17 protein-coding genes are annotated in these 14,602 nt (G+C 70.3%); 5 read left to right on the top strand and 12 right to left on the bottom strand.

What is annotated here, in order from left to right; genetic code table 11:
• Positions 1–152: 152 nt before the first annotated feature.
• Genes ABZ444_RS48015 through ABZ444_RS47990 form a run of 6 tightly spaced genes read right to left on the bottom strand, consistent with a single transcriptional unit; the run spans position 153 to position 5,439 of the window.
• Positions 153–647: a hypothetical protein gene (locus tag ABZ444_RS48015; protein WP_358011213.1), complete on the bottom strand. Its 495-nt coding sequence runs from the start codon at positions 645–647 to the stop codon at positions 153–155.
• Positions 644–2,071: a HAMP domain-containing sensor histidine kinase gene (locus tag ABZ444_RS48010; RefSeq protein ID WP_358011211.1), complete on the bottom strand. Its 1,428-nt coding sequence runs from the start codon at positions 2,069–2,071 to the stop codon at positions 644–646. Before ABZ444_RS48010 ends, ABZ444_RS48015 begins: the two co-directional genes overlap by 4 nt.
• A gap of 11 nt (positions 2,072–2,082) precedes the next feature.
• The gene (locus tag ABZ444_RS48005) at positions 2,083–2,772 is read right to left on the bottom strand and encodes a response regulator transcription factor (protein ID WP_358011208.1); all 690 of its coding nucleotides are present in this window, start codon (positions 2,770–2,772) and stop codon (positions 2,083–2,085) included.
• A gap of 23 nt (positions 2,773–2,795) precedes the next feature.
• Positions 2,796–3,353 (bottom strand): GerMN domain-containing protein, encoded by a 558-nt coding sequence (locus ABZ444_RS48000; protein WP_358011206.1) that lies wholly within the window; start codon positions 3,351–3,353, stop codon positions 2,796–2,798.
• 23 nt (positions 3,354–3,376) lie between these two features.
• Positions 3,377–4,594 (bottom strand): acyltransferase, encoded by a 1,218-nt coding sequence (locus ABZ444_RS47995; protein WP_358011204.1) that lies wholly within the window; start codon positions 4,592–4,594, stop codon positions 3,377–3,379.
• Between the two features lie 26 nt (positions 4,595–4,620).
• Positions 4,621–5,439, bottom strand: coding sequence for an SGNH/GDSL hydrolase family protein (locus tag ABZ444_RS47990; RefSeq protein WP_358011202.1), 819 nt, complete (start codon positions 5,437–5,439; stop codon positions 4,621–4,623).
• A gap of 920 nt (positions 5,440–6,359) precedes the next feature.
• On the opposite strand from ABZ444_RS47990, the gene ABZ444_RS47985 reads away from it, so the two are divergent.
• Positions 6,360–6,647: a hypothetical protein gene (locus ABZ444_RS47985; RefSeq protein WP_358011200.1), complete on the top strand. Its 288-nt coding sequence runs from the start codon at positions 6,360–6,362 to the stop codon at positions 6,645–6,647.
• 243 nt (positions 6,648–6,890) lie between these two features.
• Here the strand turns inward: ABZ444_RS47985 and ABZ444_RS47980 are convergent, their stop codons facing one another.
• A complete protein-coding gene (locus tag ABZ444_RS47980; protein ID WP_358011197.1) occupies positions 6,891–7,214 on the bottom strand; it encodes a hypothetical protein in 324 nt (107 codons plus the stop codon).
• A 9-nt stretch (positions 7,215–7,223) separates the two neighbouring features.
• Here ABZ444_RS47980 and ABZ444_RS47975 point away from each other — a divergent pair, with 9 nt between their 5' ends.
• Positions 7,224–7,502 carry a hypothetical protein gene (locus ABZ444_RS47975; RefSeq protein ID WP_358011195.1) on the top strand — a complete coding sequence of 93 codons (279 nt, stop codon included), beginning with the start codon at positions 7,224–7,226 and terminating at the stop codon, positions 7,500–7,502.
• 17 nt (positions 7,503–7,519) lie between these two features.
• Here ABZ444_RS47975 and ABZ444_RS47970 read toward each other — a convergent pair whose 3' ends face one another.
• Both ABZ444_RS47970 and ABZ444_RS47965 read right to left on the bottom strand, forming a co-directional pair.
• On the bottom strand, positions 7,520–8,950 hold the full coding sequence (locus tag ABZ444_RS47970; RefSeq protein WP_358011193.1) for a DEAD/DEAH box helicase: 1,431 nt from the start codon (positions 8,948–8,950) through the stop codon (positions 7,520–7,522).
• 357 nt (positions 8,951–9,307) lie between these two features.
• On the bottom strand, positions 9,308–9,511 hold the full coding sequence (locus tag ABZ444_RS47965; protein ID WP_358011191.1) for a cold-shock protein: 204 nt from the start codon (positions 9,509–9,511) through the stop codon (positions 9,308–9,310).
• A gap of 494 nt (positions 9,512–10,005) precedes the next feature.
• Here ABZ444_RS47965 and ABZ444_RS47960 point away from each other — a divergent pair, with 494 nt between their 5' ends.
• Positions 10,006–10,194, top strand: a complete 189-nt coding sequence (locus ABZ444_RS47960; RefSeq protein ID WP_358011189.1) for a hypothetical protein — start codon at positions 10,006–10,008, stop codon at positions 10,192–10,194.
• A gap of 28 nt (positions 10,195–10,222) precedes the next feature.
• Here ABZ444_RS47960 and ABZ444_RS47955 read toward each other — a convergent pair whose 3' ends face one another.
• The 3 genes from ABZ444_RS47955 to ABZ444_RS47945 all read right to left on the bottom strand — a co-directional run bounded on the left by ABZ444_RS47955 (position 10,223) and on the right by ABZ444_RS47945 (position 12,844).
• Positions 10,223–10,504, bottom strand: coding sequence for a DUF2399 domain-containing protein (locus tag ABZ444_RS47955; RefSeq protein WP_358011187.1), 282 nt, complete (start codon positions 10,502–10,504; stop codon positions 10,223–10,225).
• Complete coding sequence (locus ABZ444_RS47950) at positions 10,461–10,619, bottom strand: hypothetical protein (protein ID WP_358011257.1); 159 nt, start codon at positions 10,617–10,619, stop codon at positions 10,461–10,463. Before ABZ444_RS47950 ends, ABZ444_RS47955 begins: the two co-directional genes overlap by 44 nt.
• A 1,073-nt stretch (positions 10,620–11,692) precedes the next feature.
• A complete protein-coding gene (locus tag ABZ444_RS47945) occupies positions 11,693–12,844 on the bottom strand; it encodes an alpha/beta hydrolase (protein WP_358011185.1) in 1,152 nt (383 codons plus the stop codon).
• A 145-nt stretch (positions 12,845–12,989) separates the two neighbouring features.
• Between ABZ444_RS47945 and ABZ444_RS47940 the strand changes: the two genes are divergently transcribed.
• A complete protein-coding gene (locus ABZ444_RS47940; protein ID WP_358011183.1) occupies positions 12,990–13,871 on the top strand; it encodes a LysR family transcriptional regulator in 882 nt (293 codons plus the stop codon).
• A 96-nt stretch (positions 13,872–13,967) separates the two neighbouring features.
• On the top strand, positions 13,968–14,602 hold a 635-nt coding region (locus ABZ444_RS47935; RefSeq protein ID WP_358011181.1), incomplete at its 3' end, for a recombinase family protein.

Raw genomic sequence — 14,602 nt, 5'->3', positions numbered from 1 at the left:
CCGAGACGCTCCCTGGTCATCCTTGTGCCGTGCTCTACGGCACGGCCGCCATCCCACTGCACTCCTTGGCCGTCCGCCGGCACCGGCGCCCGCCCCGAGGCATGGCCGGCTCCGCCCTGCGGCCAGGCCATGTCATCGGCTGATCGGAACGGTCATGGCATGCAGGTGCGGGTGCCGGTTGAGCCGTCGACCCGATGTATCTTGACCCGGACGGAGCCCAGGGCGGTGCGAGTCGTCGTGCTGACCGTGTCGGCCACCGTGCAGACCAGTTGCCGTTCGGCGGTACGGTCGACGCCCCAGCCGAAGGACAGCCGGACGTCCACCGGCCCGCGCGGGCCGATGCGGACGAGCGGGAGCGGAGCGCCCGGTGGGACGAAGCTGACCAGGCCACGCGCGCGTTCGGCGGCGTCCGGGCCCTGCACCAGCGCTTCGAGCGCGGCGTGCAACGCGTCGGTGCCCCGGTGGAGGCGCGACACCCGTTCCAGCCCGAGCGCGGAGGAGAAGTACACGTGCACGGTGGCAGACCGGTTGGTCGCGCCCTCCAGCGCGGTGGCCGCGGGACCGGCGGGTGTCGGACCGGTGTCGGTGATCGCGCAGGCCGCCGTCAGCGTCACTGCCAGCAGAACCGGTGCCAGGCGGCGGCTCACGGCCGGTTCCAGGGCAGGGTGAGGGTGAAGACCGCGCCGCCGCCCGGGGCGTTGGCGGCGCTCAGCGTGCCGCCGTGCAGCCGGGCGTTCTCGTAGGCGATGGCCAGGCCGAGACCGCTGCCCTCGCTGCGGGTACGGGCCGCGTCGCCCTTGGTGAACCGGTCGAAGACGTAGGGCAGCAGGCCGGCGGCGATGCCCGGTCCGTCGTCGGTCACGGTGAGGGCGACGCCGCCGGGGACCGCCCGGCCCCGCAGCCGTACCGTGGCCGCTGGTCCGCCGTGGCGCAGCGCGTTGCCGACGAGGTTGGCCAGGATCACGTCCATGCGGCGGGGGTCGAGCCGGACGCGCAGCCCCTCCGGGACGTCCACGGGGACGCGGTCCTGCCAGCGCCGCAGCGCGAGCGTCTTGCGCACCAGCTGCGCAAGGTCGACCTCGTCGAGGGTGAGGACGGCGGCCCCGGCGTCGAACCGCGACACCTCCATCAGGTCGTCCACGAGCCGGGCGAGCCTGCGCGTCTCGTCGGCGACCAGGCCCACGGCCTCGGCGGTCTCGGGCGGCATCCGGCCCGCCGCGACGTCCTCGTCCAGCAGGCCGGTCACGGCGGTCATCGCGGCCAGCGGCGTGCGCAGCTCGTGGGAGACGTCGGCGGCGAACCGGCGGGCACGGGCCTCCATGTCGCGCAGGACGGCGGTGTCGCGTTGCAGGGTCGCGGCCATGGTGTTGAAGGTGCGGCCGAGGTCGGCCAGTTCGTCGTCGCCGGTGACGGCGATCCGGGTGTCCAGTTCGCCCGCCGCCATGCTCTCGGTGGCCGAGCGCAGCCGCCGCACGGGACGCAACACGCTGCCCGCCGCCAGCAGCGCGGGCAGGATCGCGGCCAGGACGACCGGCAGCGCTCCGGCGCGCGCGGCGGTGACCAGCGAGTCCACGTCACGTTGCTGGGCGGCCAGCGAGAAGGAGGCGAACACCACCAGCGGAGGCCGGGCCACGGGCCGCGTGGCGTCCTGTACCGGGACGGCGATCGCCAGCCAGGGGCGGCCGTCCCGTTGGAAGCGCTGGACCAGGGACGTCGTCGCCGCGGCCGCCGCGCTTTTCAGCTGAGAGGGCAGCGCTGGAGCGGTCGAGGCGGCGACGACCAGCGGCCCGTCCTGGAACGACGCGGCGGTGCGCCAGTCGCGTGAGCCGCCCGCGCGGTCCAGTTGGAGGGTCAGGGCGCGCAGGTCGGCAGGGGCCGGATCGGAGGGCAGGTCCGGTGCCAGCGAGTCGATCTGCGTGCGCAGGTCGTGCACCGCGCTGCTCTGGACGCGTTCCAGGATCGCCGAGCGGGCCTGGTGGAAGGTCAGCGCGGCGGTGGTGAGCGCGCCGAGCGCGGTGACCAGCACGAACCCCACCACCAGGCGGGTACGCAGCCCGCGCGGCACCCTCACCCGCGGCACCCTCACAGCGGTCCGAACCGGTAGCCGAAGCCGCGTACGGTCTGGACGTAGCGGGGACGGCGCGGATCGTCCTCGATCTTGGCCCGCAGCCGCATCACCCCGGCGTCGACCAGCCGGTAGTCACCGTGGAAGGCGTGCTCCCACACCTGCTCCAGGAGCTGCTGACGGCTGTAGGTGCGTTCGGGGGAGGCCGACAGGAACAGCAGCAGCTTGCGTTCCGAGGGTGCGAGGGCGACCTCCGTGCCGTGCTTGAGCACGCGTAGCGCCGTCCGGTCGATCTCCAGGTCGCCGAAGAAGGCGCGGTCGTCGGCGGCCTCAGGCTGCGCGAGCGCGACGCGGCGCAGCACCGCGCGCATCCGGGCCTCGATGACCTCGGCGCTGGCCGGCTTGACGACGTAGTCGTCGGCGCCCGACTCCAGGCCCACCACGACGTCCACGTCGTCGCCGCGCGCCGACAGGATCACGATCGGGAGGACCTGGCTGAACGCGCGGATCCGGCGGCAGACCTCCAGCCCGCTCATGCCCGGCAACATCAGGTCCAGCAGCACCAGGTCGGGAAGCGACGCCGAGACCTCCGCCAGCCCCTGCTCACCGGTGCCGACCGCCACGGTCTCGTGCCCGCGCCTGCGCAGCCCCAGCGAGACACCCCGGCGAACGGCCTCGTCGTCCTCGATCAACAGAACCCGCGTCATGATCCCTCCATCGACCGTCCCCGTCACCGGGACGGGGTGGCAACGTCGAGCGGAACGGCCGAACCGGTCTCGTCGCAGGTGACCGGCCAGGCCGGGCCCGCGATCCCCGACTCGAAGACCCGCACGACCACGTCGGCCTGCGCGCGTCCGCCCGGCACGCCCGGCGCCGCGGCGGCGGTGCACACCAGCTGGCTCACCGCCGTGTGGTCGAGCTCGGACACCACCCACGGCAGGTACAGGTCCACCGCGCCGCGCACGGCCCGCGCCCGGACCTGCCGCGACCCGCCCGGAAGGGCGGTGGTCAGGCCGCGCGCCCGTTCGGCGGCGGTGGGCCCGGCCAGCAGCGCGTCCAGCGCCTGCTGCGGCCCGGCGCCGGGCCTGGCCGGACGGGCGGCCGGCCAGGAGCCGTACGGCGTGCGGAAGTACACCCGCAGCTGACGTGACCGATCGGTGGTCAGGCCGCCGGTGGCGGGCGCACCGGCCGTCATCGGCCCGGTGGCCCTCACCTCGGTCCCGCAGGCCGCGACCGCCAGGACGGCAGCCGGCAGCGCGACCAGCCGGATCAGCTGCGTGCCTCGCATTCTCCTCCTGCCCGCGCGTGTCGTCATGGTGAGCCCAGCCGGCTCACATCGACGGTGCCCGCTCCCGGACTCGGCTGAGGAATCGCCGCCCATGTGCCCACAGCCACGGTGATCGCGACGGCCAGCGCGGCCAGCCCCGGGCGGCCGGTCGCCCATCGGGCCCGCGACCGTACCGGGTCCTCCACCAGCAGCTTCGACAGTATCGCAGCCGGCAGCGACAGCCCGATCGCCAGAGCGTCGCGCCCCCAACCCCCCACCCCGAGCACCTCCTGGGGCAGCAGCAGAAATATCGGCCAATGCCACAGGTACAGGCTGTAGGAGACCTCGCCCAGCCGGCGCGGCAGGACGCCGCCGACGGCCCGCCCCACGAACCCGCCGGGCGCGGCGGCCAGCAGCGCGATCAGCACGGCAGAGGCCAGCGAATGCGCGAACATCCCGCCCTGGAACAGGCCGGGGGCCTTCTCGCCCGCGGTCAGCGTCCAGGAGAGCACCAGGCCGCCCAGCAGGACCGCGCACAACGCGTCCGCGGCCGCCCTGGGCACGCGTCCGGCCAGGTCCCGTGCGGGTGCGGTCGCCGCGACCGCACCCAGCAGCAGCGAGAACGCACGCGTGTCGGTGCCCTCGTAGGCGCGGGTGGTGTCCATCGCGGCCCCGTACCTGACCATCAGGAAGAGCGAGATCAGCGCCCCGACCGCTGCGACGGCGGCGACCCGCCGATGCCCGCCGGCGCCCCCGCGCCCCACGGCCAGTACGACCAGCGGCCAGACCAGGTAGAACTGCCACTCGACGCCGATGCTCCACAGGTGCGCGAACAGGCGGGTACCGGCGGCGTTCCAGTAGCCGATCTGCTCGGCGATGTAGTGCCAGTTGGCGGCCTGGGCCGCCGCCCACGGCGCGTCCTGCAACACCGCCCGCAGCATCGAGGGCGTGGCGAACGCCCAGGCCAGCAGCAGCGTCGCCACGCTCATGAAGACCAGGGCGGGCAGCAACCGCCGCGCCCGGCGCGCCCAGAAGCCGGCCAGGTTCAGGCGGCCGCTCCGGTCGAGCTCGGCCAGCAGCAGCCCGGTGATCAGGAAGCCGGACAGCACGAAGAACAGGTCCACACCGAGGAACCCGCCGGACAGGTACCCGGCGTGGAACAGCAGAACCGCCGCGACGGCCAGGCCGCGCAGCCCGTCCAGCGGCCCGATGTGCGCACGCCCTGGGCTCTGCCGCCGATGGGCCCCGGCGAAGGAAAGCATGTCAACGACTCCAGTCCGGGTGGGGATCAGGCGCAGCCCAGCTTGGAGTAGCGCTCGTCGCCGACCCACGAGCCGGTGGCCCATGCCTCGGGCGCGGCCGGGGTGAAGCCGAGCTGCTCGCCCAGCTTGCCGGTGAACCATTTGGCGAACGCGGCCGAGCCCTGCTGGCAGGAGTGGATGCCGTCCTTGGAGCGCTGCGCCTTGGACGCCGACGCGTCGGCGCCCCACAGCTCGGACGCGTCCAGGAACTGCGCCTTGCCGTCCTGGGCGGCCTGCCGTGCGGTCTCGGGGGCGCTCCTGATCGCCGGGGCGTACTGCTTGTAGAAGTCGTCCAGCTTGAACGGCGGCGCCGAGACGATCACCAGCTCCCCGCCCGCCTTCCGGACGGTGGCCGCGAGTTTCCGGTAGGCGGCGAGTTGCTGCTGCCGGGTTCCCCAGTCGTAGGTGGTGATCTGGTAGGCGACGACGTCGGGCTTGAACTCGGCAAGGTTCTTGCCCAGTTGCTGCCAGGTGTCCTTGGCGCCCATCTTCGTCACAGGGTGCTCACCGGCGACGACGTTGCCGCCACCGCTGGAGGTGGCGTTCTTGAACTCCACGCCGCTGGCCTTCAACGCCGCGCCCAGCGCAGGGGCTTCGGCTCCGGCGATGGAGTCACCGAGCCACAGAACCTTCTTCCCGGTCGATTCGGACTTGCCGGAGGTCGCCGCCGTGGTCTTGGCACCGTTGCCGCCGCCGCCGACACCCTCGCCGCAGGCGGCGAGGGTAGCGCTCAGGCTTACCACGGTCAGGGCCAGCGCGGCTCTCTTGATCGTACGGCGTCGCGCAGGAAGGCTGTTGTTGTGCATGACTTCACCCAACCAGCGGGAAACTCCTGGTCAGTGCGGTGTCATCAAACCATCACACAACGGTGGAACTCCGGTCATCAACCGGTCGGCGTCACCCCGAAGATCTCTAGCGACGATGTGCTCTTCCTCGGGGGCTCACGAGCGCAGGCCCGCGACGAGGAGCTCGACCAGGCGGCGGGCGTCGTAGCGGGGGGCGGCCTCGGCCCCGATGCACAGGTCGCCCACGCCGCGCATGAGCTCGAAGGCGTCCAGATCGGGACGGATCTCGCCGGCGGCCCGTGGGACATGCTGCGGTCGCTCGCCGGCACACCCTTCCGGCCGGCGCGCTTCGCAACTGGGCAATCCCGCCAAGGCGGGGGAGGCCGTCGTGCATGTCACGTCGGTCGATCGGCCGCCGGCCCACCTCGTCCTGGGCTCGGACGCACTGCGGCTGGTCACCGCCGCGCGCACGGCCGCGGACAAGGACATCCGTACGTGGGAGGCACTCTCCCGGACGACCGACTTCGACGCTTTCGTTCGGCGCCGCGCTAACCAGGCGCTATGCCTTCATGGACCATGCCCCTCGTCGCCTACTACACGGAGGTCAGGGGCACGACTATCCCCATCTCCCGTACTTGGGGGGGAGACCAAGTAAGCCGGAAAGGGCTAATAGCCGTTCCGGTGGTTGAGAGCTGATCCCGGTGCTGGTCTTCCAGTAGCGGTAGCCCGGTGTCTTCCCCCGGTGTGGCAGGCTCCGGCATCGGTTCGGACGGAAACCGAAACGGACCGGCCTGTCCGGGCAACGTGACCCCGATCTACTCAGCGGTAACTACGCTCAGCGGTAACTAAAGGTGCGTTCTGCGCCAAAGACAGGCTGATCATGGAGTGCCATCCTCGTTTGAGAAGGCCCAACTGGCAGAACTCGAATGAATGGAGAGCGCGTGTCCAGGATCAAGCGCGGCCTCGCCTTCGCGGCGGTGGCCCTCACTCTCACAGCCGGCCCCGCCCTACTCGCATCTGCACCGGCCACCGCTGCGACGGCCACCACCACGGCCACCGCAGAGGCGGCACTGGGCCGCTACGTATTCGCGGGGAGATACGCGTCCTACGACAATGGTTATGAAAGATGCCACCTGGATGGCCAGCGCTCTGCCCGCGCCTACCAGTGTCTGAGCAAGTATTATGAGAATGAAGGTTTCTTCTGGACCCTGTGGCTCTGGACAGCATGAGCAACGTGTCAGCAGGCCGTTACCGGGCTCTCACATCCGGCTGAAACGGGGTTGAGGAACCCAGGAACAGCCATTGGGTGAGGGCCGAGCTGGTGGCGGGGGTTCAGGCTGGGGTGCCTCATCGGGTGGGTTGTTGCAGCCCCGGCTTGGCGCGCTTGTTCGGGGCTCGCTCGTGCGGCTTCTCGGTTGATCAACGACATGTTGACGGCCCGGCGCCCGGGTGGGGCGCCGGGCCGTCAGTGGTTAGCAGCTGCTGGTGGTGTCTCCGGCGTCTGCGGTGCAGGTGTCGGTGCCCAGGCCGCCGTTGGCGGTGTCGCCGCCGGCGCCGTCTTGGACGTTGATGTTGTCGTTGCCGAGGTTGCCGCTCATGGTGTCGGTGCCGGAGGTGTCGGACAGGATGTCGTTGCCGTTCTGGCCGTCCAGGTCGTCGTTTCCGGGGCCGCCGTAGATGTGGTCGTTGCCGTTGTCGAACAGGTACAGCAGGGAGCCGAGCAGGGTTTCGCCGTAGTTGGTGTCGTTGCCCGCTTCGCCGTAGAGGTGGTCGGCGCCGTTGCCGCCGCCGACCACAGCGGGATCATGTACTGGCGCAACTTCCCGGGCGGCGGGGCCGAGCGAGCGATCGCCGTGTTCGGCAACCGCTTCCTCGACCCTCGCGCCGGCACCAACGGCCGCCCTGACATCTCCCAGGCCGCCGGGGACGCTGCGGCCTTCACCGCCTTCGGCAACACCTACGCCGACGGCCGCGCCGTCCCGGTCGCCGGGATGCGAAACGCGGTTCCCACCGCCGCCCAGCGCGCCCGCCACGCCGGCGTCACCGCCCCTACGCTCTCCATCCCCGGCTACCAGGGGTCATAGCGGGCAGCCACCGGCTGCTACCAGGAGCGCCGGCCGTTCCGGCTCGGCCGGCGGTTGGCGCCGCCGCCCGGGCTGGTGATGGTCACGGGGATCCCGGAGGGAGTCTGGGCCCCCGTGATGCGCCTGAGTTCGGCCTCGCCCGAATGGACCTGGCTGGACTGCGGGACGATGCCGGCGTCGTTCATCAACCGGGTCATGTCGCGGCGCTGGTTGGGCAGGACCAGGGTGACGACGCTGCCGGACTCGCCGGCGCGGGCGGTGCGACCGCCGCGGTGCAGGTAGTCCTTGTGGTCGCTGGGCGGGTCGACGTTGACGACGAGGTCGAGGTTGTCGACGTGGATGCCGCGGGCCGCGACGTTGGTCGCCACCAGCGCCGTGACGTGGCCGGTCTTGAACTGCGCGAGGGTGCGGGTGCGCTGCGACTGCGACTTGCCCCCGTGGAGCGCGGCGGCGCGTACGCCGCTGTCCAGCAGCTGTTCGGTGAGCCGGTCCACGGCGTGCTTGGTGTCCAGGAACATGATCACCCGGCCGTCGCGAGCGGCGATCTCCACCGTGGTGGCCTGCTTGTCGGTGCCCTGGACGTGCAGCACGTGGTGCTCCATCGTGCTGACCGCGCCCGCCGCCGGGTCGACCGAGTGGACCACCGGGTCCGTCAGGTAGCGGCGGACCAGCAGATCGACGTTGCGGTCCAGCGTGGCGGAGAAGAGCATCCGCTGGCCGTTGGGGCGCACCTGGTCGAGCAGGTGGGTGATCTGCGGCATGAAGCCCATGTCGGCCATCTGGTCAGCCTCGTCCAGCACGGTGACGCCGACCTGGTCCAGGCGGCAGTCGCCGCGCTCGATGAGATCCCTGAGCCGTCCCGGGGTCGCGACGACGACCTCGGCGCCGTTGCGCAGCGCGTTGGCCTGCTGGCCGATCGACATGCCGCCGACGACGGTGGCCAGCCGCAGGTTCAGCGGCCGGGCGTACGGGGTCAACGCGTCGGTGACCTGCTGGGCCAGTTCCCGGGTGGGGACGAGGATCAGGGCAAGCGGCCGGCGCGATTCGGCACGCTGTCCGGCGGTGCGGACGAGCAGCGCCAGGCCGAAGGCGAGCGTCTTGCCCGATCCGGTGCGCCCCCGTCCCAGCACGTCCCGGCCGGCCAGGGAGTTCGGCAGCGTCGCCGCCTGGATCGGGAACGGCTCGTTCATGCCCAGCCTGGTGAGCACCTTGAGCAGCGCGAGCGGCATGTCCAGCTCGGCGAATGTCGCGGCGGCGGGCAGGGCCGGCGTCACCGTGACCGGGAGGGCGAACTCTCCCTGCGGCGCGGAACGCCGCCCGTAGCCGGAACGGCTGGAGGAGCCGGAACGGCCCTGAACCGACGAGCTGTAATGGCCACCCCGGCCGGAGCCGGCGGAGCCGCCGGTGCGAGGGGTGTAGCGGTCGTACGTGCGAGTTGCATGGTTCATGCAGAACCTTCCTCGATGCGGCGCGTGTCACGATTCTCGGCGCGACGAGCGGCGCAAGAATGGTGAGCACGAGCCGAAGAAAAAGACGGCCGAGCCGGCGGAGAACAGCCTGGTCTCGTACGTCGAAATAGTCGGCGGCAGCCGGGAACAAAACGCCTGCGCTGCCGGGCCGTGGGGCTGGAGCGGGCTTGTGCCCGGACCGGAGCCGTCAGTGGTGCGTCCGGTGTGCGGCGGAGGAACAGGCAGGCTGTTCTTCTCGGGGTGTGAGGCCGGCACCGCACATCATTGGGTACCACAAAGCAACGCGCCGGGGCCCACACCCTACGGCGTGGGCCCCGGCTGCGTGACGCGTCAGTGTCAGACCGGAACGATGTTCTCCGCCTGCGGGCCCTTCTGGCCCTGCGTGACGTCGAAGCTCACCTTCTGGCCTTCCTGGAGCTCGCGGTAGCCCTGGGCGGCGATGTTCGAGTAGTGGGCGAAGACGTCAGCGCCGCCGCCGTCCTGCTCGATGAAGCCGAAACCCTTTTCCGCGTTGAACCACTTCACTGTGCCAACAGCCATTTTGCATCTCCTTCGGGACAATGCCCGCAAGGCTCACGCTGTGCGAGCCGCGCGTCGCCGCTCTGATTACCCCGTCCGGAAAAGCGCCGGCAATACAAAGTGCCACCGCCTGGCGAGGATGCCGGCGAGGGCACTTGAAGTTTTTGGGAACCACAACTGCAACTGGACACGACAGTATCACAGTGCGCGTTTCCCGGGAAAACGAGGGGTCATATTCCCGCGATTACACCATGAAACCTGACGGCGTACCACATTGATTTCTGTAGTTGCGGCAATAGATATTCGCCGCCGGCGGCCCACCCGCCTGGGCTGCAGGGCGCCGGCCTCGTCCTCGGCCAGCCGCCGTCCGAACGCGAGCCCCTCGGCGCTTTCGATGTGCCGGCTGCGGTATCCCGATCGGTGCCCATCGGGAGAATCAGGGCACACGAGCACACACGGCAGATGGAGGTCATCCGGTGTCCGAGGGACCAGAAGGCATAGAGGTGCCCGAGTTCATGCGTGCTCCTTCGCGCGATGCCCACGAGTACACCGTCGAGCAGGTCAGAGACGTGACCCGCGGGGGCAGGATCGTGCTGGAGGGGGGCGGCAAGGGCGTGGACAGTGCGTTCCGGCAGCTCTTCCCCACCACGTATGACCTCGTCATCGAGCATCCCGAGGGCGACGAGACCGGCGAGGACAAGTAGCCCCCGGAGCGCGGCCGGTGGGCGCCGGTCACCGGGCGCCGGGCCTCCGCAGGTCGCGAACCAGCTCGTCGATGAGCCGTTCCTCCATGACCGCCCGCCCGCCGGCCCTCATCCGCGCCGCGAGGCCGGGGTCCCAGTGGTTGCCGGCCCCGCTGCCGCGCAACGGCTCAGATTCCCCGCAGTTCAGCAGGCGCTCGTAGGTCGGACGGGGCGCCCGTGCTCGGTGGCCCTCGACCTGCTCGAACGGTCGCGGGCTCCGGGGCGGGTCAGCCTTCTGGGCCGCGGATGCCTTCGAGCAGAAGCTGGACATGTCTGTGCCAGCCGCCGGCGCCCCTCATGTCAGCGATGGCGCCACGGGTGATGAGGGCGAAGTCGTAGGCGCGGAAGTCGTCACGGAGGCGGCCGGCGTCGACCGCGCGCCGCACGATCTGTTCAATGATCGCCGCGAAATCCCACTTCTCGGCGACGATGGCGTGCCAGCTCGGCTCTTCCCGGGCCGAGGAGCGCGAAGCGGAAGGCGGCGTCGGCCTCCGCGGCCTCCAGACAGCCGTGGAGCAGCGTCTCGAACGCCGTCCAGGGGTCCTCGATCTCGGCGGCGGCGCGGTAGCCGCCGATCGGCGGCCATTTCGCGCAGCAGGCCGATCGTGGTGCTGTAGTCGGAATGCCCGCCGATCTCCAAGGACCGCAAGAGGACGTCGATCGTCTGCTGCGGGGTCAGCCGGGCGGTGGGCAGGCATCCGTAGGGGCACTGCATGTTGGCGATATGGAGATCAGCGCCGAGCAGGTGCGCCAGGAGGAGGAACGCCCGAGCAACTCTTTCCCCACGCGGTGACGCGCTTCCGGACGGCGCTGCAGGTCTTGCCCGCCGATCAGGCCGACAGCCCGTTCGTGCAGGCCCTGGTGGCCCTGGTCACGCTGAAGGACGACAGGTTCCGCGGCCACAGCGGTTTCATTATCCTGCCGGAGTGGGTCACATCCTGGACCGGCATTTCCCGCCGCCCCGGAGTAGCGGATGCGGGTCGGTCCTCGGCTCGGGCAGCGTCCCCTTCCAGCCAGGACGGCCCGCAGCGCCTATGCCATGGCGTGATCCACGCCCCGACGCCCATCGGTAGGTCCTCCTTGCGCGGCTTCCCGCGCGGTTCGTGGCCAGCTACTAATGGTGTGTGCAGCATCTGTACTGGGAGCTTGGAGAAACCGGGGCCGGCGCCTGCTTCGAGATCGACTGGCGCGGGTCAACCGCCCGGGTCTGCCTGATGGACAGCGACGAATACCGTCACCAACGCGGTAGGCCATCCGCTCCTGAACGTGTCCCCAGCCCCAAAGTAGGTCGTGACCGGGGTGTGGCCTGCCCTGACGGCCATGAGTAGGCGCGACCTGAATGAGAAATTCCTGTTGTGCTGGTTGCGTCTTGCGCTGAGGGCGTTCGGCTCAGATACCCAGGTGGACCTGGGTTGCCCCGAAGATGAGGCGATGGCCGCCCGCCGGCATGGCGACGAGGCTAAGGCTGCGGTGTCCGCTGCTGCGATCTCACTCGGGCGGTGAAGGCCTCGATGGCGTCGACGAGCGCCTCGAAGCGGACCGAGTGATACAGGTCGAAGGCGTGGTTGCCACCACGCAACTCTGCGTACACGACGGGGGAGGCCGACGTACGGCGAAGCTGGTCGGCGAAGTGCCTGGCCTCGCCCACGGGCACCAGCGGGTCCAGATCGCCGTGGGCCACGAAGAACGGCGGTGCGTCCGCGGTGATATGGGCCAGCGGCGAGGATTCTGGCCCCTGTCCGAAGTAGGGGCCGTACCAGCCGTTCAGATAGACGGCGCCGGTCACGGAGGTGTCGGCATGCTCGAAGCCCGGCTGGTAGGCGGGGTCGTTGGGGGTGAGCGCGGCCAGCGCCGCCATGTGCCCGCCGGCCGAACTGCCCGCGACGAACAGTGTCGAGGGGTCCGCGCCGTACTCGTAGCCGTGCTCACGCACCCAGGCGATGATCTTCTTGAGGTCGATCAGGTGGTCGGGGTGCTGAGCCTGCGGCCGTAGCCGGTAGTTGGCGCTGATGCACACCCAGCCCTGGCCGGCGAGCCGGTAGAGCAACGGCAGCGACTGGCTGTTCTTGTGGCCGCCGGTGTAGCCACCTCCGTGCAGGTGGATCAGCACGGGCGCGCCCTGTGGGCGCGAGCGGTGCTGGTAGATGTCGAGCAGGTTGCGCCGGCCTGCTTCGCCGTAGGAGAGATCGGCCACCCGGCGGACGTCCATACGGCGCTTGAGGATGGGCAGGAACAGGATGCGAGCCCACGGCGGACGACGGCGCAGTCCGGCGGCGAGGTCGGCGTCGATGGCGGCGCGCCAGCCCGCGCCCAGGCCGGCGTCCATCGCGCGCCAGATCCTGGCCCGCTCCCCCAGACCCCGGTAGGCGATGGCCGTGAGCCCGATCGTGCTCACGGCGGCCAGTGCGACGATCGCCCAGCCGCCCACCGAGTGAATGTCACCCTCCGCGAGCGCCAACAGCGTCGGGGCCAGCAGCAGCCAGAAGAAGGCCGCGAACGGCAGTTCGTTGGCGGCCAGCCCGAAGAAGTAGCTCACCCGGCCGAGCGTGCTCCACCCCGGCAGCGGCCGCAGCGCGAACAGCGTCCCGATCGCGACGAGCACCACCGGCATTAGATATCCGACAGGCACCAAACCTCCAAAGCCGCACTCCTTCCGAACGTGCCAAGCCTCCCCCACCCGCGCGCCTGGCATCTACGACGGATCCGGTAACGTCCTTTAACCCTGAGCTGAAGAATTCGGAGGCTTGCCCGTGGAGATGCGAGAGATCCAAATCTTCCTGACGCTGGCCGAGGAGCTGCACTTCAGCCGTACGGCCGAGCGGCTGGGCATCAGCCCGGCACGCGTCAGCCAATCGATCAAGAAGCAGGAGAGGCGCATCGGCGCGCCCCTGTTCGACCGCACCACCCGAGCGGTCCGACTCTCCCCGCTCGGTGAACAGCTGTACCAAGCGCTCAAGAGTGGCCACCGGCAGATCATGCAAGGGATCGCGACCGCTCAAGCCACCGCCGACGGCACCGCGGGCACACTGACTCTCGGCACACTCGGCCCGCTCTCCGCGCAGATCATGGACGTTCTCGACCTGTTCCTCGCCCGCCACCCGAACGCCCGGCTCCAGCACCGCGAGATCCAGCCCGCCTCCCCTCTGGACCTGCTGAAGTCGGGCGAGGTGGACGTGGCACACCTGTGGCTGCCGATCCGCGAGCCCGATCTGACCGTCAGACCGACCTCGTACGCCTCCGACGTGGTGTTGATGGTCTCCTCCGACCACCCCTACTCGGGACGGGACTCCATCTGTCTGGAGGATCTCGGCGACTGCATCGTGGTCGAGGGCCAGTCGATCCCCTCCTCCATGGAGGAGATCTTCAACCCCTTCCACACCCCTTCCGGCCGCCCCGTACGCCGCGGACCCAAGGTCACCACCTGGCAGGAGACCCTCAGCGCCGTCGCCTCGGGCCAAGCCACTGCCGGAATCACCGCCGAGGTCGCGACCTTCTACCCCTGGCCCAGCCTCGCCTTCGTCCCGATCCGCGACGCCCCGCCGTGCCAGTGGGCCTTCGCCTGGCGTACGACGAGCGAGACCCCACTCATCCGCGCATTCGCCAGAGCAGCGGCCGATGCCCCGCAACCGACGAGGTAGCACCCCAGCGGTCCAGCTGACACACGCACCACGAACAACCTCATCGGTCCCTCGCGCATGCAGGCCCAGACCTAAGCGGAAGTTGATCGCGGGGTGATGCCTCAAGAAGTGTCCGGATTAGAAGATTTACCGACACCCTCTGATTGGGCCCGGAAGTCCTCTCGGAAACCGGACATCGAGCGACGAACCGTGACGTCGGACGGCCGGTTCCGCACACGAATTGACGACAGGATTTCCGACAGGAGAATCGGGCTCCAACCCTCTTCCCGAGGAGAGCCCGGTGCAGATCGTCTACTCTCGCGTCTCCACTGCGACCCACTCCCCGTTGCGGCAGCGCCACATCCTCACCGAGGCCGGCCTTCTCGTGCGCACCGAAGACGTCGCCGAGGGATTCCGGCCCGCCGACGGCGTCCTCCTCTTCGAGGACCCCACCACCACCTCCAAGATCCCGCCCTCGACCGGCCCGCGTTCGGGAAGATCGCCGCCAGAGCGCACCCCGGCGACACTCTGACGGTCTCGGAGCTGTTCCGGCTCTGCCGCGACCTGCTCGACATCCATGCCGTCCGCAACCGGTGCCAAGCCCGCGGCGTCGCCCTGCGCGTCCTGTCCGGACCGCTGTCGAACTTCCACGACCTCGCCGCGGGCGACGCCACCATCGCCGTCATCATCAACGTGATCACCGCCGTCGGCCAGTTCCAGCGTGACATCCAGAACGAGCTCACCGTCGAGGG

This window comes from Nonomuraea sp. NPDC005730 (assembly GCF_040630865.1).
Taxonomy (GTDB): Bacteria; Actinomycetota; Actinomycetes; order Streptosporangiales; family Streptosporangiaceae; genus Nonomuraea.
This window is presented reverse-complemented; position numbering and strand designations above follow the sequence as displayed.

Bases quoted from the DNA above. Each gene is read 5' to 3' on its own strand.
- ABZ444_RS48005 (WP_358011208.1), bottom strand. From the start codon at position 2,772: ATGACGCGGGTTCTGTTGATCGAGGACGACGAGGCCGTTCGCCGGGGT.
- ABZ444_RS48000 (WP_358011206.1), bottom strand. From the start codon at position 3,353: ATGCGAGGCACGCAGCTGATCCGGCTGGTCGCGCTGCCGGCTGCCGTC.
- ABZ444_RS47995 (WP_358011204.1), bottom strand. From the start codon at position 4,594: ATGCTTTCCTTCGCCGGGGCCCATCGGCGGCAGAGCCCAGGGCGTGCG.
- ABZ444_RS47990 (WP_358011202.1), bottom strand. From the start codon at position 5,439: ATGCACAACAACAGCCTTCCTGCGCGACGCCGTACGATCAAGAGAGCC.
- ABZ444_RS47975 (WP_358011195.1), top strand. From the start codon at position 7,224: ATGTACTGGCGCAACTTCCCGGGCGGCGGGGCCGAGCGAGCGATCGCC.
- ABZ444_RS47970 (WP_358011193.1), bottom strand. From the start codon at position 8,950: ATGAACCATGCAACTCGCACGTACGACCGCTACACCCCTCGCACCGGC.
- ABZ444_RS47965 (WP_358011191.1), bottom strand. From the start codon at position 9,511: ATGGCTGTTGGCACAGTGAAGTGGTTCAACGCGGAAAAGGGTTTCGGC.
- ABZ444_RS47960 (WP_358011189.1), top strand. From the start codon at position 10,006: ATGCGTGCTCCTTCGCGCGATGCCCACGAGTACACCGTCGAGCAGGTC.
- ABZ444_RS47955 (WP_358011187.1), bottom strand. From the start codon at position 10,504: ATGTCCAGCTTCTGCTCGAAGGCATCCGCGGCCCAGAAGGCTGACCCG.
- ABZ444_RS47945 (WP_358011185.1), bottom strand. From the start codon at position 12,844: ATGCCGGTGGTGCTCGTCGCGATCGGGACGCTGTTCGCGCTGCGGCCG.
- ABZ444_RS47940 (WP_358011183.1), top strand. From the start codon at position 12,990: ATGCGAGAGATCCAAATCTTCCTGACGCTGGCCGAGGAGCTGCACTTC.